The sequence below is a fragment of the Spirosoma flavum genome (genome assembly GCF_042686045.1).
GTDB lineage: Bacteria > Bacteroidota > Bacteroidia > Cytophagales > Spirosomataceae > Spirosoma > Spirosoma flavum.
The window spans coordinates 299,005-322,629 of sequence record NZ_JBHUOM010000012.1 but is presented as its reverse complement, the minus strand read 5'-3'; the positions used below and the strand labels follow the sequence as shown (position 1 = coordinate 322,629).

Sequence of the window (23,625 nt, the reverse complement as noted above, 5' to 3'; positions counted from 1 at the left end):
AACACTAACCGTAACTGGTGCATCGAATGGGAAATAACAAACGGGAACCATTCAACAGCTTCAGCAGGGAATACATGAACATTGTCATTATAGGGGCAACGACATATGACGGGGTAGAATTCCACCTGCAACACGCGTGTGAGCAACTTGGGCACAGTTGCGAAATTATTGACTACTTCACCTGGCAACCGATTCCGACGCGCTACATCCGGTATGCGACCCAGGCGAGTGAGTGGTTTGACCGGAGTCTCTCCCAACGCGTGCTGAAACACATCCACCGCAGCCAACCTGATTTGGTCATCTGCACCTATCGTGACATTCATCCCCAGTTAATTGTCGACCTCAAAACCCGCGATTTTCGGGTCATCCACCTCAATCCCGACACGCTTACGACTTTACAACGACAGCAAATCATTGCCTCGCCCTATGATTGTTATTTTACCAAGTGCCCCATCATGGAAGCGCTGTTGAAAAAAATCGGCAAAACCGTGTTTTCCTATTGCGAGCGTTTTAACCCGACGGTTCACCAAAGCCGATTTAACACCAAACAAGAGGCCGAGCGGCACACCAACATCGATATAATGATGATCGGTGAGTTTAACCCCTACCGAGTACATTTCTTACGCGCCCTGGAACAACTGCCTTACTCCATTCGGTGTTTTGGTTATCGGGGACCTTATTTCCCCGCTTCCCTGGAGAAATACTTCACGAACCAATACATAACAGGCCACCAAAAAGCGGATTTGATATACGGTTCCAAAATCGTGATCAATAATTTTCATTTGGGTGAAATCAACTCGGTCAACAACAAGTTTTTTGAGATTGGTGGCATTGGCGGGGTTCAAGTCACCGATTACAAACCGGTGTTGTCCGAGTTTTATGATCAGGACACCATTGCGTTAATCAGTTTTGATACGCTAAACGAACTGGTCGAAAAAGTAGAGCGATTACTAACTTCCGACGAACAACGCTTTCAGCTATCGGCCCTTAACAAAGCTGTATTTGCTCCGTACACCTACACAAATTTGGTACAGGAAATACTAAACTGCCTGTCCGGTTTATGAGCTTTTCTGCTTACATTCACCCAAAACATGTGTATTCGGCTGCAATAGCGATTACGCCATCCCTGTTGGGTTTTGCCCTGCTCAAACTTTTGCTGACCCACCTGAACACGAGTCAATATGCCGACTATACCTTGTTTTTAGTAAGCATTAGTTTTGCCAATGGTTTCGTTGCCGGACCTTACGTCAACTTTCTGAAAGTAGGCGTATATGCACCATCGTCCGCCGATAGGTACTCCTCCTCGTCTGTTTTCGGACTCATTGGCTTGCTGATACTTGTCTGTAACCTGTTTCTGTACGCTTGCTTCGGCGCGTTCGGCGGCAATTTCTTTTTTACGGTCTATGTATGTGGGTATCAACTCTGCTTTGCGATCTACAATTTCGGCATTTTTATCCTCAACAAGGACGACCAGTTGCGTAGACTACTGGCGCTGAGCGTAGCCCCACCGCTACTCAATCTGGCATTCGTAGGCGCCTACTTAGGGTGGGGTGGCAAAAATGACCTTGTCATAGGTGGACTCTCGGTGGCTGGGTACGTGCTTGCGTGCGTGGTGCTCCGAAATAAAATCCATTGGGTTTCTTTGGGGGAGTTAGGGCGGATTTTCAGGCAAAGTTGGCGTTACATTGCGCCCTTGGGGGGATACAACCTGTTGGTTTGGGTCAATGCCAGCGTAGGCGTTCTGGTTCTACACTATTACTATACGGCAGCCGATTTATCGGTTTTCGGGGCGTTTCAGGTTATTCTTACCAAACTATACGCCCTGATCGGCTCACTGGCTTTGGTTCGCTTCACCGCCGATTTGTTCAGGCTGAACGACGTAAATGAAGCGCTGTCCAGCAATCTGAAACTGTATGTCGTTGTAGCAGCGTTGGCCTTTATCGTATTGACCAGTATGCCCAGCTTCTGGATTGCGCTGTTAGTCGCCGAACCACTGGCGAATCACTGGATGCTCTTTGTCTTGATGAACCTCATTTACTTTCTAAGTAGCCTGGTGAGTTTGCTGGAGCAGGTATTTTACTATCGAAAACAAACACATATCCTGGTCATCAATTTTATGATCGGTAACGCGATCACGCTTTGCAGCATCGCATTTTTACCCTTTTCAGGGGGTTTTGGGGTGGCCGTTGCGTATTTGCTGGGCTTTTTGGGTATGATTTTTTACTTACGCAATGAATGGCAAAAAAGTAATCGTTCAAATCGGGTCTATCAACCATAAGCTATACCCCGGTGGCATTTCGAGCTATTTCGAATCAATCATTGACTACCTGAATCTCACGAATCAGGCGGTTATCAGTATTGAAATTGGCGAAAAAGTGGGCGTAAGCGGGAAGCGAATATTTTTCAGCAGTTTCAGACATTCGGCGGTAGTGCGGATGCTGATGATGCGAAACTTGCTGACAGCCATTGACAAACGATTTGGCGACGTCGTTTTTGTTGCCCATTACTTACCCACTATTTTTTTGAGTCTCCCCTTTTTGTTTCGAAGCCATTCGGTTTTCCATTTTCACGGTTGTGCCTTTTTGGAAGCACAGATAGAAGGTAAAAACAAACTCTACGTGCAACTGCTCAAATGGTTCGAGCAATTGATTTACCCCAGGTTTCAACAAATCATTGTTTTGTCGGACTATTCAAAAAGCCTCCTGATCGACCAGTTCAAGGTAAATCCGGCGCAGGTGATTGTGGTACCATATTCATTCAACGGCGATCTGCTCAACATTCCGGCGATCTGCCACCAAAAAGCGGCCCTGCTGACGCCTACGTTTCGAATTAGTTGCGTACGGCGTCTCTATAAACGCATGGGCATTATCCATCTCCTCGAAGCCGTAAAATCGTTGCTCGAAGCGGGGTATGCCCTTGAGCTGTTCATTATTGGCGATGGGGCACTGTTTAATTTATTCAAAACCTATATTGAACAGCACCACCTGCAAGGTCACGTGTTTTTGCTGGGCAAGGTCTCCAACGAGGTGTTGCACGAATACCTGACCTCGTCTCATCTGACGGTTGTGCCCTCTGTTGATTTAGAAGGCTTCGGCATTGCCATTATCGAATCGTTGCAGCGGGGAACACCCTGTTTGGGGACATCCGTAGGCGGAATTCCCGAAATACTGCAAAAAATAGACCCACGCCTGCTCATCGACGAGAATAACCCGAACGGAATTCGTGCCAAATTGCAGTACTATTTAGATAGTCCTGCGTCTCTGCCTTCTCCAACCGAACTGCTGATTCGAACCAAGGCCGCCTTTGCCTACGAAGTTAACTATCCCCGCTTACTGACCGTTTATCATGGGTAAAGGGACTCCAGGCGTTTTGCAGGTCATCCATGGCGAGGCCTTTGGGGGAGTCGAAAGCTGGCTTATCCACATCCTTCCGCTGCTTTTGACGGCCGTTAAGGTTAAAATTCTTATTTGTGACAAACACATTCATCCGGTACTGCGCCATACATTTGAGCAACATCGGATAGCCTACCTGCATCTTCCTATTACGGCGCACGTGTTGGACTACAACCGTCAGCTTTTCCGAAACCGCGCCTTTTTCGATGACATAGACTGCGTGCATTGTCACGTTTACTTCAAGTCTGTTTGGCCACTTCCTTTTTTTAAAGTGCTGCGAAAGCATGTGATTCTGCACAATCATGCGGCCGCTACCGCCCATATCAAAACCCGACGTTATCGCCTGGTTTTTGGTGTCTTAAAGCAGGTACTCAACCTTGGCGCAGACACCAAAATCGCCGTTTCTGAGCAGTCATATCGAGATTTATTCGGTCGCAAAACACCTCGGCACGGCATGATGCCCTGCGGGGTGTGTGATAACCCAACGGATGAATTTCTTACCCATTGCAGCCAACGGCAACAGCGTAAACCGACCAACCGAATCACGTTGCTACACATCGGGCGATTCTATGAAAGCGCCATGTTTGAAGACGCTAAGAATCAGGAATTTATCGTGGCTATTTTGGCCGTATTGAAGCGGATGCAGGTGGATTTCGATATGCTTTTTGTGGGCGAAGGAGACAATAAAGCCATACGGCACCGAATTGAGCAGCTGGGCTTTAGCGAACACGTGCAATTTGTGGCGTATACCGCCGACAAACTGCACGTGTTCGCTAAGGCGGATGTGTTTCTGTTTCCGTCCAGGCACGAAGGTTATGGAATGAGCCTCGTGGAAGCACAACTGGCGGGTTGCCCGTGCTGCGTGTCGGACGCCATCCCTGATGAGGCTATTTTTACAGACAATGTAACCCGATTGTCTTTATCCGACAGCGCAGAGACGTGGGCAGCGGCCGTGCTCGCCCGCAAAAATGCCCCCCTCAGCAACACCTACAACGCCCACATTCAGTATGCCTCCCTTCCCCAAAACGCAAGGGAGTTGCTAACCCTTTATACCCGGTGCCAAAGCGAGAAATAATCATTGAAGCGTTTGTGGTAGACCCTGTCAAAGGCTCGGAGGCAGGCATGGCGTGGCAATACATTGTGGCGTTATCAGCTCGTTTCACCTTGCACGTCGTTACTCAATCGTACGACGGAAACGACCTTCGTATTGCGGCCTGCCTGCTCCAGCATCCGTTACCAAACGTTTCTTTTTATTTCATACCCCTTGCTGCGGTGGGCTGGCTACACCGTTTTCCCATTAATTACGCCCTGTACAATGTTTGGCACATGCAGTCGGCTCGCTTTATCAGCCGGCAATTCAAACACAGCGGCATCGCCATTATTCATAAACTGAATACGACCGGCTACCGAATTCCGGGGTTTTGCTATTGGTTGCCCTATCGATTCGTGTGGGGACCGATAGACGGGTTTACCAATGTAGACAGACGCCTGCTGGTTTTTCTGAATCAAAAAGGCCGTTTGGCTTACTACGGATACAATTTTATCAATACGATAGAACGTACCCTATCGCCCAACGTACGCCTGGCCTGCTCCAAATCGGCCGGGCTGTTAGCGGCTACCTATGACAGTTATCAGTATTTGAAAAAGAGGGTTAAGAACAAACCAATAGCTTATGTACTCGAAACGGGTGTGTCAGACAGTATTATATCGAGCGAGACGCCCCCGAAAGACCCGGCCGTTTTTCAGATTGGGTGGGTGGGGCAATGCATTCACCGGAAAAACCTGCCCTTTCTCTTACGCGCTTTGGCGCAGTTACCGTCCCACATGCGCTACCAGTTACAGGTCGTGGGGGATGGCCCTCTGCTCCATGATTGGCAGAAGCTGGCGATCAAACTGGGTATTGCGCCGTTCATTGAGTGGCACGGCTGGGTTGAGCGGGCGCAAGCCCTCGCCATACTAGCCCGTTCTTCCGTGTTCGTACAGACCAGTATTCGGGAAATCAACAGCACGGTCGTGTTTGAGGCAATGGCAAATGGAGTGCCCGTTGTTTGTTTGAAAACATCGGGAATGAAAGACATTATCAGCGAAGACATCGGCCACTTGGTGGCCATTACCGATCCACAAACCATGATTGATGACTTACAGGATACGTTGCTTACCTATTATCAAGATCCGTCCCTGTTGGCGGAAAAACGAGAACGAATACGGGTAGTGGCTCAAACCACTTACCACCTGGAGACGCAGACTCACTTGATTACTGAGATGTATGAAAGCTGCCTTCAGTCCTGTTAATATCGTTAACGGGGTGCTTTCCGTGAGTTACCTTGCCTTCTTCGTGCTGACGCCCGACTATACGTTACAAGTCAGTTACTCGTTTATTTTTCTGCTGATTTTCTGGCTCAAAATGCCGCGTCATTTTTTCGGCTATATGCTGTTGGCGTGGGTGATGGGGAATTTTTTGGTTTGGATTGCTTCGTACGCTTTGTTTCGATTCTACTTTTTTTCAATCAGCGAGTTCGACTACTGCCGTGGTACGTTATTCAATCTTTTCCTTATACCCATCAATGCTCTGCTCAGGTCTGGAAAGCGCCCTACTCGTGCCAGCGTACCCACATTTTCCAAAGCAGACGCGCGTCACCTTGGCCGACTGTATCAACGCTTAACGATATTCGTCCTGGTCATCCTGGCAGGCTATGTCCTGGCAGGCGGGTTGAAAGCCCGCGAAGAGATTGGCAACTACGTGACCGAGGCCGACCCTTTTTACTACGTTCGTGCCTTTCTGCCGCTGTTTTTTGTGCAGGGATTCATGACCGGGTACTTGCTCAAGCAACGGCATTGGATCGGCGTTTTCGCCTTTTCTGCGGTCATGCTGGCTTATTTTTTTGGGGGACATCGTGGCGATTTATTCCTGACCTTGCTGTCTTTTTTGATAGGGCGCTGGTGGGTAATCAAGCTTACGCTTCGAACCTATTTTTTCGCCATTTTTACGGCGTTAGCGTCCTTTATGGTATTTGGGTATATATCGGCCGGTCGGCTGCAACCGGAGTTCACCCGCTCTCCACCCGACGAGGTAATCGCCAAATTGCTGCAATCAGACCAATTTCTGCAAACGCTGGATCGCGTGATTGAGCCTTCGGGGCAGCGCGTTATTGACTATACCATGTCAGGCAGATACGAGTATTTTTATTTTGACAATTTTTCGCGGCTCATCACCATTCCCATTCCGGCGTTTTTGGTACGGAAGGGCAACAACGACGACGGCCCCGAGACCCTGGAAGCCTATTATGGCTACGAACTTAGCGATTTTCATTCTGTCCCGATTACGTGGCTGGCCGATGCGTTCCGGCGGTTTGGTTTCTTGGGAGTTCCGATTATATCACTTCTATTTTACGTCATTTTTTGGTTACTCAGTAAGCTGGTTTACTCCCTGATGGCCGCCCCTACACATCACCGGGTAGTCATTTTCTTACTCCTGTCGTCTATCCTTATTCGAATTTTCAGGCTCCCGCCGGCCAGTCTCCTGGGTGCGTTTAGTTTCTTTCTCTACGATTTACCCAAGACGTATCTGCTGCTGCTTGGGATTTCGTACCTGTCGAAAATACGGTAGTTTTGCGGTAAAGCTGCGACTGCTGCGGCAGCCCGGTCGTTTTCCTATCTCTCACCGAAGTGATTTCGGACAAACGACCGGGCTGCCGCAGCAGTCGCAGCCTTTTTTTAGGTATAGGTCTGTCATGCAAAACAGCGGGGCCGCCCACGGTCTGCCGTTGCGGTGCGGGTCAGAATGAAAATAGAGCTTCTTATTTGGCCTTTTTTACGGCTCCTGGTGATTGTTGGTTAAGGCGTACAGCGTTGGCTTGCTAATAGCCTGCATCTCACAAATCTTCTTGACCGATGTCTTTTTAACTTCGTAGAGCTGAACAGTCAACTGTTGGAGAGCCTAAAAAAGCCGGGTGTGAACCGACGATTTTCATACGTTGGGTAGTTAGTTTATGAACTAATTTTTATGGAACATTCGCTTCGGCGCAGGGTGGCCTGTGCCATCCGATCGTACGAATGTAGAAGACTCCCCTGATTCGGAGGAGGGACTTGACGATCCGTAAATACGAATCGTTTCAACCGAGGAGTTTGTGGAAATCGTAAAACGGGCTGGTCAAAAAGAGACTGATAAAGTATCGGCTCCGAATAGAGACTAAGTTTTGGTTTGTCGACCTTCAACAATGTGGTCAGTTAAGGCAGCGATTTCATGAACGAAATTAACGAAATCTCTAATTGTATTTAAGCTAGAAGATAGAACACTATGATCATATAAAATAAACATTCACGTAAATAGAATAATTTCAGGAGAGGATTCACTGCTCTGTCATGTCCTGAAATAGGTTTACAGCCCTCAACTGAGCTGTAAAATGAACAAACGACAAAAAGCAGTACGTGAATACTTGCTGGGTGGGTGTACCTACCTGCAACTGGAAAAAAAGTATGGCATCAGTAAAGCCACGATAAATCGGTGTGTGCTCAAGTATCAAGCGCAACAACAGGCTAAACTAAAGGGCGTGAGCTTAGCTTCAGATCCCATGAAGCCCAAACCCAATCAACCACCCAGCGTTGAGCAACTCCAGAAGCTTTTGGAGCAGGAACAACTACGCAATAAGCTGCTGAACGCCATGCTCGATATTGCCGAGGATGAGCTGCAAGTCCCGATCCGAAAAAAGTTTGGCACCAAGCGGTCGAAAAAGTGAGGCACAACGAAAAGCGACAGAGCCTGTCGGCGTTGTGTGCACTGCTTGGTTATAGCAGGCCTTTTATCAATTTGAAAAAAATAATAACCAGAATTGCTTTGAAGCCGAGCTGGTTATTCAGCAAGTATTACTTCACCGTTCGCTGCAACCCCGCTTAGGCACTCGAAAACTACTCGTGCTGATGCAGGATTTCGTCCAAGAACACCAGTTAAAGCTGGGCCGGGATGCGCTGTTTGATTTGCTACGATCCCATAAGTTATTAGTGAAAAAGCGTCGCCGTAGGGTGCAGACTACTTTCTCTAAACACTGGCAGAAGAAGTATCCAAATCTAATACGGGAGTATGTGCCCAAAGCACCCAACTCGTTATGGGTTAGCGATATAACCTATATTCTGGTCGGCGATGGGTTTGCTTACTTAAGCTTGGTGACCGATGCCTATAGCCGAAAGATCGTCGGATTCTGTGTATCGGAAACGCTGAGTGCGATGGGTAGTCTGAAAGCCTTATCGATGGCCTTGAAAGCCTGCCAGGACACGAATGGATTGATCCATCATAGTGATCGGGGCGTGCAGTATTGTTGCCTAGAGTATGTTAGTCTTTTAAAGGACAATAACATCCAAATCAGCATGACGCAAAGCGGAGATCCATTAGAAAACGCTATCGCAGAACGGGTGAATGGTATCTTGAAAGAAGAGCTATTAGCCGATCACTATCCTACCTTGGCCGTAGCCAAAAAGGGGATTGCTCAGGCTGTCCTGATTTACAATTCATTACGTCCCCATAGCAGTTGTGACATGCTGACCCCACAGCAAGCCCATCAACAAAGGGGCGATTTGCGAAGACACTGGAAGAATTACTATAAGAAAGGGAAAATAGACCTAGAAGTTGCCGGCTGATTTTTAGTTGAGATACTGTAAACCAATGGTAGGACTTTAAGCATGAACTAATAAATTCACTTCGAAACTGTAAACTTATTTCAGGACGCCACATCAAAATGAAACGCTCCTATTTGAGACGGCACACCATATTTTAAAGTGAAGAATCATTTTTCGAAATAAGTAGACACCGACTCAAAATTCTAGGTGTTTGAAACTACCGTTATGGTACTTAATGAATGGTATTATACTAAAAAATGAAAGACAGTAATTTCAAAAGAGTTATAGAAAACAAAGCTATAACTCTTTTTTTTGTTAATATTGAGTTATAGAGAGTAGATTTATAACTCATGAAATGGATTTGGCAACTACCGAACTGGCCACAGTTCACATTTGATACAAGTAAGTTTACCCACTTTGAGAGAGAATTCCATCGAAATACAGGGGTGATAATTGGGTCGTTGACTGCCGTTTCTGCCGATGAGGTCAATGAATTACGGATTACTCTACTAAGTAATGAAGCGCTTGACACCTCAAAAATTGAAGGAGAGATCTTAGACCGTGACTCCGTTCAGTCATCGATCCGCAAACAGTTAGGCCTACAAACGGATGGTAGAAGAGTAGGTCCAAAAGAAACAGGTGTTGCTCAAATGATGGTCGACTTAGTCAGAAGCTATCAGGAGCCACTTACCCAAGAACATCTTTTTTTGTGGCATAAAATGATCATGAATGGTAGAATTGATTTGGAAACGATTGGAGACTATAGAGCCCATGCTGACCCAATGCAAATCGTATCAGGCCGATTAGACATGCCCAAAGTATACTATGAAGCTCCTCCATCCGACCGTATGGAAGTAGAGATGAATCAATACATCGATTGGTTTAATCGAGCTGCTGAAGCGCAAATACCAACAGTTGTTCATGCGGGTATGGCCCATTTATATTTTGAATTGATACATCCTTTTGAGGATGGTAATGGGAGGATCGGACGTACCATTGCCGAAAAGGCACTGGCCATCGGGGCCCGGCAGTCATTGATTACGTCATTATCCAGTGCGATCGAGCAAGACAAAAAAGCCTATTATCAGGCTTTAGAGCGGGCTAATACCTCTTTGAACATTACGGAATGGCTCATCTATTTTTCTGAAAAGATCCTGGAAGCCCAAGTCTATGTTCAGACAATGATCGCCTTTATTGTCCACAAAGCTCGGTATTTAGAAACGTACAGTACCCAGTTGAATGATCGACAGATGAAAGTAGCGTTACGTTTGTTCCAGGAAGGGCTAGCTGGCTTCAAAGGAGGCTTAAGTGCAGAAAACTATATTCGAATCGCCAAAACCTCAAGAGCAACTACTACCCGGGATCTGGCTGAAATGGTTGAATTAGGTGCCCTGACGAAGCAAGGAAAGCTACGACACACGCGCTATTATCTTCCTGTAGAGGAAGTAGCTGAAAAAGAACCGTAGCTTGTGCTGGCTTACCGACCAGCTTAAGTATAACGATGTAAACGTTCCCTATTTTGGTGATAACCGTAAATTAGGGATTAAGTGGGGTATCGGCCCCGAGCCAATAGGTATAAATCAGATAGTCATCATGAAATGGAACAGTCTCACAAAATATACCTCATAATGAGCTGAGGGATTTTGTATAGATCTGCTTCTTAAATGTGGGGATGGCAGACCGATATTTGAGGAGATGGAATTAGTAGTCAGTTGGTTGCATCTCCTCAAATATCAGTCTACACCAGTATGTAATTTAATGACCGGTTCACCGACGGTCGGCCGCTGCCGTTCGGATACTTTTATCCTATTTGGGTATGCACGCGTCTCAACCGCACCGGCGGACCGGCAAGATCAAAATTTAGCCCTTCAACTGGATGACCTTAAAAAAGCAGGTTGTCAAAAAATATTTCAGGAAAAGGTGTCATCGGCTAAGATACGGCCACAGCTTCAGAAGATGCTGGAGGTGATTCGGGAAGGTGACACAAGCATGGTTTGGAAACTGGATGGCACCGGCCACCCGGCGGTTAGGCAGGTCTTTAAAAGAGCTTTTCACTTTGATCAATGACTTTCAAGCCAGAGAAATTGGCTTCCGTAGTCTGAATGATGCCGCGCCACGGTGGCCATTGATACCACCACCGCTCAAGGCCGCTTAATATTTAACCTATTTGCCTCGCTGGCTGAGTTCGAACGTGACCTGATCCGAGAGCGTACCAAAGCGGGCTTGGCCGCAGCTCGTGCTAGGCGACGCATAGGCGGACGTCCGAAGGGTTTAACTGCTGAAGCCCAAACAAAGGCGCGGCTGTTAAGTCCATGTACGCCCTTAAGACGCATACGATTCTGGAGATTGGTCAATTGTTTCATCTAAGCCGAGCGACGGTTTATCGGTATTTAGCATGGCAGGAGGAAACTAACAGTCGATCAATACATGACATTGCTTCATAAATCGGGCGTTTTGAGAAACGGACGAAACACACCCGCATACTACTAATGGGCCAGTTCCAGTCTTTTTAGGGTAAGCAGTCTGTGGGGAGTTTACTCCATTTGTAATCTGTCGCTTTGGGAATTAGAGCTACTTCATATTTTAAATTCCATTCTTTTATGTTTTCTAAAATTGGCAAAAAAGCTAAGCCTTTTTCTGACAACTTATAGTCTACCCTTGGCGGTAGTTCCTTAAAGGCCAATCGTTCCAATAAGCCATCTTCTTCCAACTCTTTTAACTGTTCGGTCAGTACTTTCCTTGAAATGTGGGGTACGATGGCATCTAACTGACCAAAACGCAGGGTACGGGTGCCAAGTACATTGATAATGATCGGCTTCCATTTATTGCCAATCGTGCCAATCGCTCTGGTAAATGGGCAATTCGAGTTGCAAAATCTCTCGTCTTTCATCGTTAAAATTTGTAGTTACCTACTAGTAACCAGAATAAACTATTATAGTTTCAAATATAAACTATTGATGGTTCCTTTGCGAAACAAATGTAAAAGTAGCTAAAAAATGAGTAAGCTAACAAGCAAAGTTGCCGTGATTACAGGGGGTAATAGTGGTATTGGATTGGGCATTGCCCAAGAATTTAAAAAGGAAGGCGCTGTAGGCGCTATTGTCGGTAGAAATCAGGAAACGTTAGCGAGTGCTGTGGCTCAGCTTGGCGATACGTTTATAGCCATCAATGCCGATGTAACCAACCTGACCGACCTGGAAAGAGTGTTTAAAGAAACAGCTGAAAAATTCGGTAAAATAGACGTGGTTGTAGCCAATGCGGGTGGTGGAACGATTGGAACGGTGGCAGATACCGGCGAAGCCGACTATGACAAGACAATGGATCTGAACCTGAAGAGTGTCTACTTCACAGTTCAGAAAGCACTGCCCTATATGAATGATGGTGGCTCAATTATTCTTATCGGCTCAAATGCAGCCCATCGGGCCTATTCCTCATTTTCGCTGTATGGGGCTGCCAAAGCGGCTGTAATCTATTTAGCAAAAGGATTTTCAAGCGACCTGTTAGATCGAAAAATTAGAGCCAATGTCATAACACCCGGTACAACCGATACACCCGCATTTGACAAGTTTGTTCCCGCCGAACAAATTGAAGCAGTAAAGAAACACTATGCAGGTGTCATGCCGATAGGCAGGATTGGGCAACCCGCTGACATTGGTAAAACAGCGGTTTTCCTGGCCTCCGATGATTCTTCGTTTATGCTTGGTGCGGAACTCCTTGTTGATGGTGGTATGACCTATTTGGCTAAGTAATTGACCCCACGCTGGCACGAGGTCAAATTCGTGCTATTAACTAATTAAAAAATGAGTAACTCAGAAAACAACGTAGCAAGCTACGCAATAATCGGCTTCGGCAAGATCGGCCAGGCCCTGGCCAAAGCGTTTGCCCGCAAAGTCATCGAGGTATCCGTGGCAACAACGCGCGACCCGGAACGCTTTGCATCCGATGCGGCCACGATCGGTCCCACGATCATTCCCACCACACTCACGGAAGCCGTTAAAGCAGACATCATCTTTTTAGCGGTGCGTTTTGACGCGCACCCGGATGTCGCCAAGGCACTGCCCACCTGGCAGGGGAAGACCATCGTCGATGTGACCAATGCCTACGGTGTGCCCCCTGAGGAGCTGGGAGGACAGCCTTCCGGTAGGGTCGTCGCGCAGGCCTTCACGGGTGGAAAACTAGTTAAGGGCTTCAATCATTTGGGCGCTGCTGTCCTTGAACAAGATCCGGCCGTACAGGGTGGCAGGCGAGTCGTGTTCCTGGCAAGCGACGATGACGACGCAGCATCGCAGATTAGTGCGCTGGCGGACAATCTCGGTTTTTCACCCGTCCAACTTGGCGGTCTTTCGGAAGGCGGACTGCTGGTGCAGGCGCACGGAAATAAATGGGGTCAACTGATCTTTAAGGACTTGGTTAAGTTCGAGGGATGAATCGTGATCGCACATGTCAATGCGATCCTGCCTGGTGAACAAAGAGAACCACAGGTTAATTGAAGCGACTAAACTGAGTTTGTCGCTCAACCATTAATTAATAAACGTAATGAGTAAATTAGAAAACAAAGTAGCGGTCGTTACCGGTGCGTCAAAAGGGATAGGCGCATCGATCGCTAAACACTTTGCGGCAGAAGGCGCAAAGGTGGTTGTGAATTATGCCTCCAGTAGAGAAGGCGCCGATAACGTGGTGAAAGCCATAACCAACAAGGGAGGCATCGCCATGGCGGTACAAGCCGATGTATCGAATGAAGCCGATGTAACCCGGCTGTTTGACCAAACAAAGAAGGCATTCGGCACGGTGGATATTTTGGTCAACAACGCCGTCTTTCAGCAATTTTTACCTATTGAACAGGCATCCGTAGCCGCTTTTCATCAGCATTTCAACGTCAATGTTTTGGGGCCTGTACTGACCATCCAGGCAGCGTTAAACCTGTTTGGCTCTACCGGTGGCACGATCATCAATATCAGTTCGGGTGCCAGCAAATCGCCGATGGCGGGCGTGTCGTTATATTCTGCTACGAAAGCGGCCTTAGATGCCCTAACGATTTCATTGTCGAAAGAACTGGGGGCAAAAAACGTTCGTATCAACTCGATTTTGCCGGGCGCTACGGAAACCGAAGGGGCCACTAGTGCGGGTGTAACTGCCGGTAGTGAGTATGAAAGAATGTTTATTGCCAATACCCCGCTTGGTCGCAGGGGCCAGCCCGAAGATATTGCGAAAGCGGCCGTATTTCTGGCTTCGGATGATGCCGCCTGGATTACGGGCGAGCAACTTTCAGTTTCGGGTGGTATGTATGGGTTTTAAATCCATCCACCCAGAAATAGGAAGGACAATGGGTCGAAATGATTGGTTGACGGTGGTGCTATCAACTGCGCACTAAACTAAATCAGCAATACCACTACTTAGCCCTAAAAGCCACATATGCACCAGTCATTCGTGGCTTTTTGCTTTTCGGACCACACGTTTAACTGACCAAAAAAACGGATGACAAAAGCCTGTGTTGGTACCATCGGTTTTGCGTTATGGCGGCTGAAGCGTATACGACTAACTGAACCGCGGTGGCGACGGTCAGCCGCTGCTGACCACTTGACAATCATCAAAAAATAATCGTCTCTCTAAACGCTCCTATGCGAGACGAAGGAGCGTCGGTGAAGGTATTTCTTAAAGCGGGTCTGATTGTTGCACAACTTTCGATCGCAATGTTTAACATTTATTAATGAAGCCTCTAGCTCTCAACTACTTAGATTTGGCCCTATCGAACTTAGGGCCAAATGGAGACGAAAAGAAAAAAGACTAAGTGGGCTTGGATTGGACTGCCCATCTGTTTACTACTCTATCTAGGCATCTATCTATTCCTCTACGTCGGGAAAGATCAGCAGATTAATCGGTACCGATCCGCTCAATTGCCCGATACGTTTCGCTACAACTTTGTCCAACCCCTAGAAGAACTAATGATTCAAACTCCGCGAGAGGGCTTGTTAAATGCTTTACTTTTCAAGGCCTCTCAATCGAAAGGGGTCGTCTGTTTCTGGAAAGGCAATGGGGGAACTTTAGCCAACTGGGGGGCTATGGCCCCTACTTTTCTACCATTTGGTTACGATGTTTTGATCATTGACTATCGGCAACACGGCAAAAGTAAAGGAGCCATCAGCTTAGCTAATTTCTACAGTGATGCCCAAACCGTTTACGACTCATTAAAGGGCCGATATTCGGAAAACAAGATGGTGATTTGCGGCTACTCCTTAGGCGGTCGGATAGCCGCTCATCTAGCCTCAACGAATCGACCCAAATTCACGTTCCTGATTGATCCAGCCTCAGCGGGTGGTGATTTTAGTGATCGCTTTACGGATCTGCTGTATTACCCTCTTCCCTCGGTGAATGGCTTCACCTTCCTCACCGACCAAGATGTCCAAAATGCGCTTAGTCCGGTTATCGTCATCAGCACCGACAACCCGCATAGTACAGCTTATAAGCTCCATTCCGTTTTGACCCCAAAAGATCAGCTTTTAGTGATCCCAAATGCGACACATGCCAGTATTCTAAACCACCCGCAAACAATGCAACCGCTCAAAAAATTACTCGTCGATTAACGATTCTTTAGAGTACTAGACCAATCGTTTACCTAATCTCTCATAACCCTCTATTGATGTTAGGGGGTTTTTATGGGCCGATGGGTAAGGAAAAGTTTAATGCCCCAACTCGCTAACTTCTACAGGGACGTTTATGACTACCAGGCACTCTTGACAACACACAGCCTATGTGGGTACCCACATAGGCTGTGTGTTGTCAAGAGTGCTAACTTTGTTACTAGTTGAAAGCCAGTTTACGGGCTATCTCGGCTGTGTGTCGGCCCTGAAAGCGGGCCCCTTCCAACTCGTTGGTGGTGGGCTGGCGTTCGCCCTGGCCGCCCGCTACTGTGCTTGCGCCATAAGGCGTGCCGCCGGTTACCTCCGTATGACCCATCTGGCCCTGCCAGGCGTAGGGCAAACCCACAATCACAAACCCGTGGTGTAGCAGCTCGGTATGGAAGGCGCGAATGGTCTCCTCCTGGCCCCCGTGCTGGGTGGCCGTACTGACAAACGCTCCTCCTACCTTTCCTACAAGAGCCCCCCTGGCCCACAGACTGCCCGTACTGTCCATAAAGGCCTGCATCTGGCCACAGAGGTTCCCATAACGGGTGGGTGTGCCAAACAAGATAGCATCGTACTCAACCAGTTCATCTGGTGTGACGATGGGCACATGAGCGAACGCCTGCTGAGCCTTGGTAGCCCCTGTTTTGTCCAATACTTCAGCGGGCAGTGTTTCCGGTACGCGTTTAACGACCACCTCGTTGTTTTCAATTTGGCGAGCCCCTTCGGCAATGGCTTCGGCTAAGGTCCAGACGTGGCCATAGGTAGAGTAAAATACGACAAGCGTTTTCATAAATACGGATTGACATGTTGCGCACGAAATGCAGAGCTTTATCAACGCATCGCCGGATGGCATTGTTTAAACGAAACTGCTTGGCCGTCTTTCTTGGTGACTTCCCTTAGTCAAATTTCACGCCAACTTCAATAGCTATCTGATGCTCTAAGTCATAAGTGAATGATAGTAATTGACAGATAGTTAGAAGTCAATGTCTTATAAAACGCTCCTACCTGAGACGCAAAACTATTCATGCATCTGCTTCTTAAAACGGTCGTGGCTGTTGCACAACTCTGCTTTGGTATATAAATAGCCTTTTCTGTATCTTGAGTTATGGAAGGCAGAAAAGATTACACCGAAAAGCGCATCACTTGTTTTCAGCTCTCCAGCCGCATCCCAACCCACAATTTCTACCGCCGGTTAAAGGAGACGCTCGACTTGACCGCTCCGGCCTTTAGGTTTGAGAACTGGCAAGAAACCAAGACTTGAGTAGCTTGCCAGACAGACAACCGAGCGGGCTTCCCTAACGTCTCCGGCCAGGCTCGCAACCTATGGGCCGATTCAGGTCCCGCTCGGTCTTTCTTACCCAACCTCGAATAGAAATTAGGGCGTTGTGGCCCCTTAGCAAGGTAGTGAGTGATGAGTAAGCAGTCTGATTGTCTAACCGCTCAGGCGGCCCTGCCTAAAATTAAGTACTCGAATGGACATTCGCCACTTCATTGGGATTGATCGGGGCCGCCCGTGCGGTTTCGAAGAACACGCTGGATTGGGCTGTTTATGCTCATAAAGGTATCGTCTGGCAGACCCAATCTGAAAACTCACCAACTGCTATCCGAGCGGTGATCAAACAACTCCAGGCACTCCCTGATTTTGATCGCTCAAACTGTGTGGTTTGTATGGAGCACACCGGTCTTTACAACGCACACGCCTTGGACGTGTTTTTTCAGGCTCAGTTACCGATCTGGCTCGAAGCTTCCCTACATATTAAACAAGCTGGCGGGCTGCAACGAGGCAACGGGGCCGCCCGGCGGTCAGATAGCGTTGATGCTCAGCGCATTGCTGAGTACGCTTATCGCTTTCAAGACCGAACTCGGCTCTGGAAGCCAGCTCGACCAGTCATGAAAAAGCTGACTGAATTTACTCGACTTCGTCAGCGTCTGCAAGGTATGGTCAGCCAGTTGAAACCGGGCTGCCGGAGCAGTGCCTTTAGCCGAGCAAAAACGATTTGGTGACAAAGCCCTGACTACCCAACTAGGTCAGCATTGCAGCAGCTCACTGAAGGCGCTAATAAGTGATTTAAAAGGGGTCGAAAAGGCAATCAAACAGCTTATTACTGACGATCCTACTTTGAAAGCACTCCGCCCCGGCGGCCCGGTTTGAGTTGGTTACTTCTATCCCCGGTGTTGGTCAAGTCGTGGCCACTGAATTAATCCTGGCCAGTGATGAGTTCAACGCAATTGATGACCCCAAAAAGCTGGCTTGCCATGCGGGCGTAGCTCCCTTCGAGCACTCCTCGGGCAGTAGTGTACGGGGTAAGACCCGAGTGAATCATCACGCTCGAAAATCACTAAAAACCTTGCTTCATATGGCGGCTATGTCGGCTCTTCAAGTGCCGGGTGAATTACAGGAGTAGTATCAGCGAAAAGTCAAAGAAGGCAAGAATAAGATGTTGGTTATCAATGCACTAAGAAATAACGGGGCCGCCCGCGCGGCTCATCCATCGGGTCTATGCAGTCGTTAAGCGGGGCAAAAAATATAACAAAAATTATACGCCAACCCTTGTTTGAACCATAGAAATCGGCCCGGCTTCATCTATGAGGACACTAAACAGCTCTATGGACATACGGGCAACCCTTCTATTGATCCCGTAGTATTCTTTAAGCTCATGCTCATCGGTTGCCTGGAGAATATTACCTCCGACAGAAAGTTGATCGAGCATTGCTCGCTACGGATGGATATGCTGTATTTCTTGGGCTACAACATTGATGAGCCATTACCCTAGCACTCCACGCTAAGCCGTACCCGACAGCTTTATCCGGAAGCACTCTTTGAGGCTGTATTCGATAAAGTGTTCCGCCTGTGTGTAGCCAGCAACATGGTGGCTGGCCGTAGAGTAGCCATCGACTCGGCCCCCGTCAAAGCCAATGCTTCGATGGAAAGACTACTAGAAAAACAACCCAATCCACCTGGTCCCAGGCTGATCCGATCGACTGAGGGTCAGGATGAGCCAGTGACTTCCATAGCCAAACTCAGCCCCCGTCAAGCTGCGTCGGTAATTACCGCAGCCGATCACCAGTTAAGACGGTTGAAAAGCATCAGCAAAACCTGAAGAGTGCACCGACTACCCTAGGAGCCGGTAACGAAAAGGCAAAGTTGCTGAGCAACAAAACCCATTACAGTCCCACCGATCCCGATGCCCGCATTTCGATTAAACCTGGTAAAGCCCGCAAACTCAACTACCATTGTAGCCTAGCAGTTGATACCGCAGAAGGCGTCATCAGTCATGTGCAGGCCGATTTTGCCGATGGCCAGGACAGCCAATACTTGCCTGATATCGCACTCAAGCTTCAGCAACGGTTGGCAGCCAATGAGCTACGTTTAGAAGAGGTATTAGCTGATACGGGTTACTCAAACGGGAGTAACTACGCCTTGCTGGAAGGGTGGAAAATCACTGGCTGGATACCCGTCTTTGGCCAATACAAGCCGCAGATCGAAGGCTTTCCCTATGACCCTGAAGGGGATTACTTTACTTGTTTAGCTGGCAAGCGATTGCCTTTCAAGACCTTTGCCACCCATGCTGAAACCGGTTTGTTGAAAGTCTACCGGGCGGATTACCAGGACTGCAAACAGTGTCCGCTCAAACCCACCTGTGTACCCAAGAGGTGGTCCGCCACCGCGGCAATGTCGACAAATTATCCGAACGGCCTATGATCCGTTCTATCGTCGAGCCCTGGAGCGCCAGCAAAGTCGGCGGGGCAAACGCATGAAACGGCTTCGTCAACGAACGGTGGAACCCGTCTTAGGCAGTCTGGTGGAGTACAATGGGTTGCGAAAGATTAATGTACGGGGTAAAGCTGGAGCTCACAAGGTGATGCTGATGGCGGCTATTGCCTTCAACCTGAAGAAGTATATGAAGTTCACCACCAAGTCAAATCTTAGCCAGGCCATAGCCCTAAAGGTGGAATGGTCATTGTCTTCTCAGGACACTTTTCTAGGCTTTGGCGTGCTTTTTCTCAACTAATAAGGGCAGACGATGGTAGAAAAATCTGATTCGCCATTTCAGAGAATGAAAAAGTGATGTAGAAAGCAGAGTTGTGCAATAGCCACGAGCATATAAAGAGACGGACAATGCACAGGTACGTGGCCTGTACTTTTGTACTTTAGCTGACATATTTGCACTCATTCGACAGGTTATTCTTGAAAACATAAATGAGCCTGAAGCGTCTACTACTTCTTTTAACCATGCTTACTGGGGTTACCATAATCAATTCCAGTTGTACAAACTCTAAAGCTATGGTGCAAAATGGGCATAATGACTCCCTTTTGACCTTCCGCTCCTTTGGAAAAGGAAAACCCGTATTTATTCTTTCAGGCGGTCCTGGTCATACCAGCTTCTACATGGACTCGGTAGCCAAACGAATCAGTCAGATGGGCTACTGAGCAATCGTAATTAATCAGTATGGAACCGATGCATCGGTTCAACGTTTCGATACCGCTCGGGTAACCCTGCCTCAATTTGTTGAGGACATTGAACGACTTAGAAAAGCGTTAGGCTACTCCTCATTCACTCTATTGGGCCATTCTTGGGGGGGATCACTAGCAATGGCCTATGTAAAGACATATCCTAAAATTATTCAAGTCTTACCGCCTTATAAAGGCGGGTTAGTTGACGGTGTTGTCTAGTAAAAGTACAATAATACTGTTTTGCTATTTCGTTCACGAAAACCCTGCTTTAAATGGACTCTTGCAACTATCATAGTTAACTGACAACTTAGTCATGTCATAATCTTAGGCCTATGATTCAGTTGGACGATACTCAGGTAAGAGATATTGTTGAGCAGCAACAAATGGGCATGGTCTGCTATGTACATCGGCAAACGGGTCAACCGATTACTTTTCCTGATCCGAAGCAATTTTCTAATTTGGATTGTGATGATTAGCCAGCCGATACGGAACGAGTTAAATCCTTTCCTGAGCTCTGTTGGGAAGTGGCCACCATGAGCAGCCACGAGGAGTTTGGCTTATGGAGCAGTTTGCCAAGCACGAAATGGCTGACTGAGCCCTTACAAAGTCGCTTACTGGCTATCTTGGGCCAATCAAAGCCCTTCCGCCAGTTTAAAGAGGCCATTGATCGCGCAGGTCCTCATCGCCTAGCTTGGTTTGCCTTTGGCGACAAACAAAAAATAGAGTGGCTGAAGTATGAGCTGACCCTAGCCGATTGACTGGCTACGTTCAGTAAGCCTGGTTAAAATATAGAGATTTATTAAACTGCTACATCTTGAATTTATACAATTGCGCCACCTTTCTTCTGGAGTTCATGTAACTTAATATAGTATAAATTTTTTTAGAATGTTGCCAGGAGGGTGTTGTGTATTACTTAGTCGAGTAAAGCAGTTTACTTATTGTCCAGACAAGGTTGTTGAACGGAGAAAGAGTGCTACTTAAGATTAGCCTATAGAATAGAACTATTCCTAGTTAATTTGCATATACAATCTTATGTTGATAGACTATTTCAAGAAATAGGGGTGAACAAGTGCGAGCAAAATCGTATTTGTCAGCTAACCGGAATCGCCTTTTTATAAAGGCGAAAGAATCCAGCAAAAGCAAACATTGTTTACCCGCAACCGTTTCAAATTAGCTAGTCAATCACTCACTATATGCTTGTTCGTTTAGCCCTCGATTGGACACCCAATACCAATCATACCGGATTCTATGTCGCTATAGCCCAGGGCCTTTATCAAAAGGCTGGGCTTGAGGTGCAAATGATCACGCCCGATCAGGATAACTATCAGACTACACCCGCCAAACGAGTAGCGCAAGGACTAGCTGATCTGGCTATTGACCCTTCCGAAAGTGTGATTAGTTATCAAATCAATGGGTTGCCCTTAGTAGCTGTAGCCACTTTACTAGCCCGCGATGCGAGTACCATTGCTACCCTTCAACGAAGCGGTATTGAGCGACCTAGTCAATTAGAAGGTAAAATTTATGGCTCTTATAATGCCCGCTACGAGGATGAAATCATCCGACAGATGATGCGCAACGATGGAGCGCAGGGGCAGTTTAGTACTCGAAAACCGGACCGATTAAGTTTGTGGCAGGCCCTGCTCGATCAGCAGGTAGACGCAACCTGGATTTTTCACCCTTGGGAAGGCGTGGAGGCTCTTACTACAGGGATTGCCCTGAACGAGTTTGGGCTAGCCGACTACGGGATTCCCTACGGTTACAGTCCTATTTTGACGGCCACTTCGGATTGGGCTACCCAACACGCGACCCCGTTGCGTCAGTTCTTGGAGGCCACGAGTCAGGGCTTTCGATTCGCCGTCGAGCAACCTGACCAAGCGGCCTCATTACTCTGGCAAACAGCGAATCAGGCTAGCCTAAGGGATCTGAACTTTTTGCAGCAAAGCCAGCGGGTCGTATCCAGCTATTACCTGAACGAGCTGGGCCAGTGGGGCTGGATGGATGGGGCAATCTGGCAGCAATTTATTAACTGGCTTTTAGAGCGTAAGCTATTAAAGGATAAAACGGGGGCTCCCATAGAGCAAATGGATGCGGGAAAACTGTTTACGAATGAGTACTTACCAGCTCGAGGGGTGCCCACCCAAGATTAGGCAACGAATGGGGGTAACATTTGACGAACGTTGAGGTGATTAAACCCACTGATTAGGTTCTGAATACATCTTAGATTAACATAACGTTCACTTATATGACTTTCGCACTGTGAAAATATGGAGTTCTATTATTCATAGTGACTCTAAAATACCCCTTTTACATTGAGTTAAAGGCTTAGAGGTTAACATATGCTCAGTGGCTGTTGCAAAAGTTTGGCAGGCGTCTGTTAGACTCAATCCCAAGCCTCATTCCGCTAAATTTTACCTTAAAAAAAAGGGGGTAAAAAGTAGAATTTTAATCGGTAACGACTTTTGCAACAACCACTGCCGATATGTTAACCTGGTAAGTTTATTTAGTTAAGCAATAGCCAATGGCCAGTTGGGCCGTAAATGAACCGTGCAAGCGGCTACTTGACTTGTTGGTGTTGACTTGAAGACCCGCCGAAAGATCATAATAAAAACGCTTAGGAGGTAATTGCCGTTGAATGCCCCACAAGAACCGGACATTAACCGTATTACCTGTCCCTAAGGGGTAAGTACGCTGATAAAGGCTCTGTTCTCCCCACTGAGCAACAACGGGGGAGGTATAGTAAGCCCCCACGCTTAAGTAATTGCCACTGTTGTACTGAATATTTTTTCCCGCCGTTAGACGAGGGTCTAAATTGTAGTAATACCGACCGCTTAGGCTGGCTTGAGCCGTGAGTGACCGATACCAGATGGTAGGCTGATTTTGTTCGCTGTGGCTAATATAATCGGTGCGTAAGTTGGCAACCGAGAGTAGAGATACTTTTCGAGTAAGTCGTAGTTCGTGGCTGAATCCAGGTCTAACCAAGTTGAAGAGACCAACTCGCCACAGCGATTTTCTCAATACAGGCGTGGGTAAATCAGCTTGTGCGACACTGGCTAAAGGAAGGATAGCACAGCTAATCAGTACGATTGAAGTAAGCAGATGTGTCCGCATCGTTGTATTCTTTTAGAGGAGACCTTATCTCTGTGCAGCTGATTGGAAACCCTGTATTTTTTGTTGTATAATCATCGTGGCTGTTGCAAAAGTAACTCATTGAGGGCTAGATTAGTTGTTAGTTCATGCTAGGCTTTCATACGATCCAAACTTCACTGGTGAAACGGGTGCCAGCTCACCACTTTTACCAGCAACTACTGAAAGCGGTCGACTTCCGCTTCGTCAGGCCGCTTTTTGAGCCCTTTTATAGCCCCAGCGGAAGGCCTTCGTTGGACCCGATCGTATTTGTCAAGCTGCTGTTGGTGGCTCATTTGGAGAACATTACCTCCGATCGAAAGCTCCTGGAACTGGCGAATTTGCATCTGGGTATCCGTGCATTTTTGGGCTATGAGCTAGACCAATCCTTGCCTTGGCATAGCACGCTCTGCCGAACCCG

22 protein-coding genes and 4 pseudogenes are annotated in these 23,625 nt (G+C 47.5%); 23 read left to right on the top strand and 3 right to left on the bottom strand.

The window, feature by feature from the left end; translation table 11 throughout:
- Positions 1-26 precede the first annotated feature (26 nt).
- The 10 genes and pseudogenes from ACFS25_RS16245 to ACFS25_RS16200 all read left to right on the top strand — a co-directional run bounded on the left by ACFS25_RS16245 (position 27) and on the right by ACFS25_RS16200 (position 11,369).
- On the top strand, positions 27-1,064 hold the full coding sequence (locus ACFS25_RS16245; protein WP_381503052.1) for a CgeB family protein: 1,038 nt from the start codon (positions 27-29) through the stop codon (positions 1,062-1,064).
- Complete coding sequence (locus ACFS25_RS16240; RefSeq protein ID WP_381503049.1) at positions 1,061-2,278, top strand: lipopolysaccharide biosynthesis protein; 1,218 nt, start codon at positions 1,061-1,063, stop codon at positions 2,276-2,278. Before ACFS25_RS16245 ends, ACFS25_RS16240 begins: the two co-directional genes overlap by 4 nt.
- The gene (locus ACFS25_RS16235; RefSeq protein WP_381503046.1) at positions 2,232-3,353 is read left to right on the top strand and encodes a glycosyltransferase family 4 protein; all 1,122 of its coding nucleotides are present in this window, start codon (positions 2,232-2,234) and stop codon (positions 3,351-3,353) included. Before ACFS25_RS16240 ends, ACFS25_RS16235 begins: the two co-directional genes overlap by 47 nt.
- On the top strand, positions 3,346-4,467 hold the full coding sequence (locus ACFS25_RS16230) for a glycosyltransferase (RefSeq protein ID WP_381503043.1): 1,122 nt from the start codon (positions 3,346-3,348) through the stop codon (positions 4,465-4,467). Before ACFS25_RS16235 ends, ACFS25_RS16230 begins: the two co-directional genes overlap by 8 nt.
- Positions 4,449-5,684, top strand: coding sequence for a glycosyltransferase family 4 protein (locus ACFS25_RS16225; RefSeq protein ID WP_381503040.1), 1,236 nt, complete (start codon positions 4,449-4,451; stop codon positions 5,682-5,684). Before ACFS25_RS16230 ends, ACFS25_RS16225 begins: the two co-directional genes overlap by 19 nt.
- Positions 5,659-6,999 (top strand): hypothetical protein, encoded by a 1,341-nt coding sequence (locus ACFS25_RS16220; RefSeq protein ID WP_381503036.1) that lies wholly within the window; start codon positions 5,659-5,661, stop codon positions 6,997-6,999. The genes ACFS25_RS16225 and ACFS25_RS16220 overlap by 26 nt, the downstream gene beginning before the upstream one ends.
- A 796-nt stretch (positions 7,000-7,795) precedes the next feature.
- Positions 7,796-8,128 (top strand): hypothetical protein, encoded by a 333-nt coding sequence (locus tag ACFS25_RS16215; protein WP_381503034.1) that lies wholly within the window; start codon positions 7,796-7,798, stop codon positions 8,126-8,128.
- 76 nt (positions 8,129-8,204) lie between these two features.
- Positions 8,205-9,023: pseudogene (locus ACFS25_RS16210) on the top strand (IS3 family transposase); the annotation flags it as partial.
- 329 nt (positions 9,024-9,352) lie between these two features.
- Complete coding sequence (locus ACFS25_RS16205; RefSeq protein WP_381503031.1) at positions 9,353-10,468, top strand: Fic family protein; 1,116 nt, start codon at positions 9,353-9,355, stop codon at positions 10,466-10,468.
- A gap of 229 nt (positions 10,469-10,697) precedes the next feature.
- Positions 10,698-11,369: pseudogene (locus ACFS25_RS16200) on the top strand (recombinase family protein).
- 142 nt (positions 11,370-11,511) lie between these two features.
- On the opposite strand, the gene ACFS25_RS16195 reads toward ACFS25_RS16200, so the two are convergent.
- A complete protein-coding gene (locus ACFS25_RS16195; RefSeq protein WP_381503029.1) occupies positions 11,512-11,892 on the bottom strand; it encodes a winged helix-turn-helix transcriptional regulator in 381 nt (126 codons plus the stop codon).
- 106 nt (positions 11,893-11,998) lie between these two features.
- Here ACFS25_RS16195 and ACFS25_RS16190 point away from each other — a divergent pair, with 106 nt between their 5' ends.
- The 4 genes from ACFS25_RS16190 (at position 11,999) to ACFS25_RS16175 (ending at position 15,583) form a co-directional block, all read left to right on the top strand.
- Positions 11,999-12,751, top strand: coding sequence for an SDR family NAD(P)-dependent oxidoreductase (locus ACFS25_RS16190; RefSeq protein WP_381503027.1), 753 nt, complete (start codon positions 11,999-12,001; stop codon positions 12,749-12,751).
- Between the two features lie 51 nt (positions 12,752-12,802).
- A complete protein-coding gene (locus ACFS25_RS16185; RefSeq protein WP_381503024.1) occupies positions 12,803-13,429 on the top strand; it encodes an NADPH-dependent F420 reductase in 627 nt (208 codons plus the stop codon).
- Between the two features lie 109 nt (positions 13,430-13,538).
- A complete protein-coding gene (locus tag ACFS25_RS16180) occupies positions 13,539-14,297 on the top strand; it encodes an SDR family NAD(P)-dependent oxidoreductase (protein ID WP_381503021.1) in 759 nt (252 codons plus the stop codon).
- Positions 14,298-14,764: 467 nt separating this feature from the next.
- Entirely contained in the window at positions 14,765-15,583 is an 819-nt protein-coding gene (locus ACFS25_RS16175; RefSeq protein ID WP_381503018.1) for an alpha/beta hydrolase, read from the top strand.
- Between the two features lie 217 nt (positions 15,584-15,800).
- Here the strand turns inward: ACFS25_RS16175 and wrbA are convergent, their stop codons facing one another.
- The gene (wrbA, locus tag ACFS25_RS16170) at positions 15,801-16,415 is read right to left on the bottom strand and encodes an NAD(P)H:quinone oxidoreductase (protein ID WP_381503015.1); all 615 of its coding nucleotides are present in this window, start codon (positions 16,413-16,415) and stop codon (positions 15,801-15,803) included.
- A gap of 315 nt (positions 16,416-16,730) precedes the next feature.
- Here wrbA and ACFS25_RS16165 point away from each other — a divergent pair, with 315 nt between their 5' ends.
- The 8 genes and pseudogenes from ACFS25_RS16165 (at position 16,731) to ACFS25_RS16115 (ending at position 22,228) form a co-directional block, all read left to right on the top strand.
- Positions 16,731-16,886 carry a hypothetical protein gene (locus ACFS25_RS16165; RefSeq protein WP_381503012.1) on the top strand — a complete coding sequence of 52 codons (156 nt, stop codon included), beginning with the start codon at positions 16,731-16,733 and terminating at the stop codon, positions 16,884-16,886.
- A 230-nt stretch (positions 16,887-17,116) separates the two neighbouring features.
- On the top strand, positions 17,117-17,629 hold the full coding sequence (locus ACFS25_RS16160; protein ID WP_381503009.1) for an IS110 family transposase: 513 nt from the start codon (positions 17,117-17,119) through the stop codon (positions 17,627-17,629).
- A gap of 182 nt (positions 17,630-17,811) precedes the next feature.
- The gene (locus ACFS25_RS16155; RefSeq protein WP_381503007.1) at positions 17,812-18,030 is read left to right on the top strand and encodes a transposase; all 219 of its coding nucleotides are present in this window, start codon (positions 17,812-17,814) and stop codon (positions 18,028-18,030) included.
- Between the two features lie 174 nt (positions 18,031-18,204).
- Positions 18,205-19,638: pseudogene (locus ACFS25_RS31895) on the top strand (IS1182 family transposase); the annotation flags it as partial.
- Between the two features lie 221 nt (positions 19,639-19,859).
- The gene (locus tag ACFS25_RS16130) at positions 19,860-20,057 is read left to right on the top strand and encodes a hypothetical protein (protein WP_381502990.1); all 198 of its coding nucleotides are present in this window, start codon (positions 19,860-19,862) and stop codon (positions 20,055-20,057) included.
- Positions 20,058-20,060: 3 nt separating this feature from the next.
- Entirely contained in the window at positions 20,061-20,300 is a 240-nt protein-coding gene (locus tag ACFS25_RS16125) for an alpha/beta fold hydrolase (protein ID WP_381503105.1), read from the top strand.
- Between the two features lie 314 nt (positions 20,301-20,614).
- The gene (locus ACFS25_RS16120; RefSeq protein ID WP_381502987.1) at positions 20,615-20,839 is read left to right on the top strand and encodes a hypothetical protein; all 225 of its coding nucleotides are present in this window, start codon (positions 20,615-20,617) and stop codon (positions 20,837-20,839) included.
- Between the two features lie 435 nt (positions 20,840-21,274).
- Entirely contained in the window at positions 21,275-22,228 is a 954-nt protein-coding gene (locus tag ACFS25_RS16115; RefSeq protein ID WP_381502985.1) for an ABC transporter substrate-binding protein, read from the top strand.
- 349 nt (positions 22,229-22,577) lie between these two features.
- On the opposite strand, the gene ACFS25_RS16110 is transcribed toward ACFS25_RS16115, so the two are convergent.
- Complete coding sequence (locus ACFS25_RS16110; protein ID WP_381502982.1) at positions 22,578-23,189, bottom strand: hypothetical protein; 612 nt, start codon at positions 23,187-23,189, stop codon at positions 22,578-22,580.
- Between the two features lie 125 nt (positions 23,190-23,314).
- On the opposite strand from ACFS25_RS16110, the pseudogene ACFS25_RS16105 reads away from it, so the two are divergent.
- Positions 23,315-23,578: pseudogene (locus ACFS25_RS16105) on the top strand (transposase); the annotation flags it as partial.
- Between the last annotated feature and the right edge of the window lie 47 nt (positions 23,579-23,625).

Excerpts from the sequence above, each read along its gene's own strand:
- ACFS25_RS16175 (WP_381503018.1), top strand. The coding sequence starts at position 14,765 with ATGGAGACGAAAAGAAAAAAGACTAAGTGGGCTTGGATTGGACTGCCC.
- ACFS25_RS16220 (WP_381503036.1), top strand. The coding sequence starts at position 5,659 with ATGAAAGCTGCCTTCAGTCCTGTTAATATCGTTAACGGGGTGCTTTCC.
- ACFS25_RS16185 (WP_381503024.1), top strand. The coding sequence starts at position 12,803 with ATGAGTAACTCAGAAAACAACGTAGCAAGCTACGCAATAATCGGCTTC.
- ACFS25_RS16115 (WP_381502985.1), top strand. The coding sequence starts at position 21,275 with ATGCTTGTTCGTTTAGCCCTCGATTGGACACCCAATACCAATCATACC.
- wrbA (WP_381503015.1), bottom strand. The coding sequence starts at position 16,415 with ATGAAAACGCTTGTCGTATTTTACTCTACCTATGGCCACGTCTGGACC.
- ACFS25_RS16230 (WP_381503043.1), top strand. The coding sequence starts at position 3,346 with ATGGGTAAAGGGACTCCAGGCGTTTTGCAGGTCATCCATGGCGAGGCC.
- ACFS25_RS16110 (WP_381502982.1), bottom strand. The coding sequence starts at position 23,189 with ATGCGGACACATCTGCTTACTTCAATCGTACTGATTAGCTGTGCTATC.
- ACFS25_RS16215 (WP_381503034.1), top strand. The coding sequence starts at position 7,796 with ATGAACAAACGACAAAAAGCAGTACGTGAATACTTGCTGGGTGGGTGT.
- ACFS25_RS16205 (WP_381503031.1), top strand. The coding sequence starts at position 9,353 with ATGAAATGGATTTGGCAACTACCGAACTGGCCACAGTTCACATTTGAT.
- ACFS25_RS16240 (WP_381503049.1), top strand. The coding sequence starts at position 1,061 with ATGAGCTTTTCTGCTTACATTCACCCAAAACATGTGTATTCGGCTGCA.
- ACFS25_RS16195 (WP_381503029.1), bottom strand. The coding sequence starts at position 11,892 with ATGAAAGACGAGAGATTTTGCAACTCGAATTGCCCATTTACCAGAGCG.
- ACFS25_RS16190 (WP_381503027.1), top strand. The coding sequence starts at position 11,999 with ATGAGTAAGCTAACAAGCAAAGTTGCCGTGATTACAGGGGGTAATAGT.
- ACFS25_RS16245 (WP_381503052.1), top strand. The coding sequence starts at position 27 with ATGGGAAATAACAAACGGGAACCATTCAACAGCTTCAGCAGGGAATAC.
- ACFS25_RS16180 (WP_381503021.1), top strand. The coding sequence starts at position 13,539 with ATGAGTAAATTAGAAAACAAAGTAGCGGTCGTTACCGGTGCGTCAAAA.
- ACFS25_RS16165 (WP_381503012.1), top strand. The coding sequence starts at position 16,731 with ATGGAAGGCAGAAAAGATTACACCGAAAAGCGCATCACTTGTTTTCAG.
- ACFS25_RS16120 (WP_381502987.1), top strand. The coding sequence starts at position 20,615 with ATGAGCAGCCACGAGGAGTTTGGCTTATGGAGCAGTTTGCCAAGCACG.
- ACFS25_RS16130 (WP_381502990.1), top strand. The coding sequence starts at position 19,860 with ATGCTTACTGGGGTTACCATAATCAATTCCAGTTGTACAAACTCTAAA.
- ACFS25_RS16235 (WP_381503046.1), top strand. The coding sequence starts at position 2,232 with ATGAATGGCAAAAAAGTAATCGTTCAAATCGGGTCTATCAACCATAAG.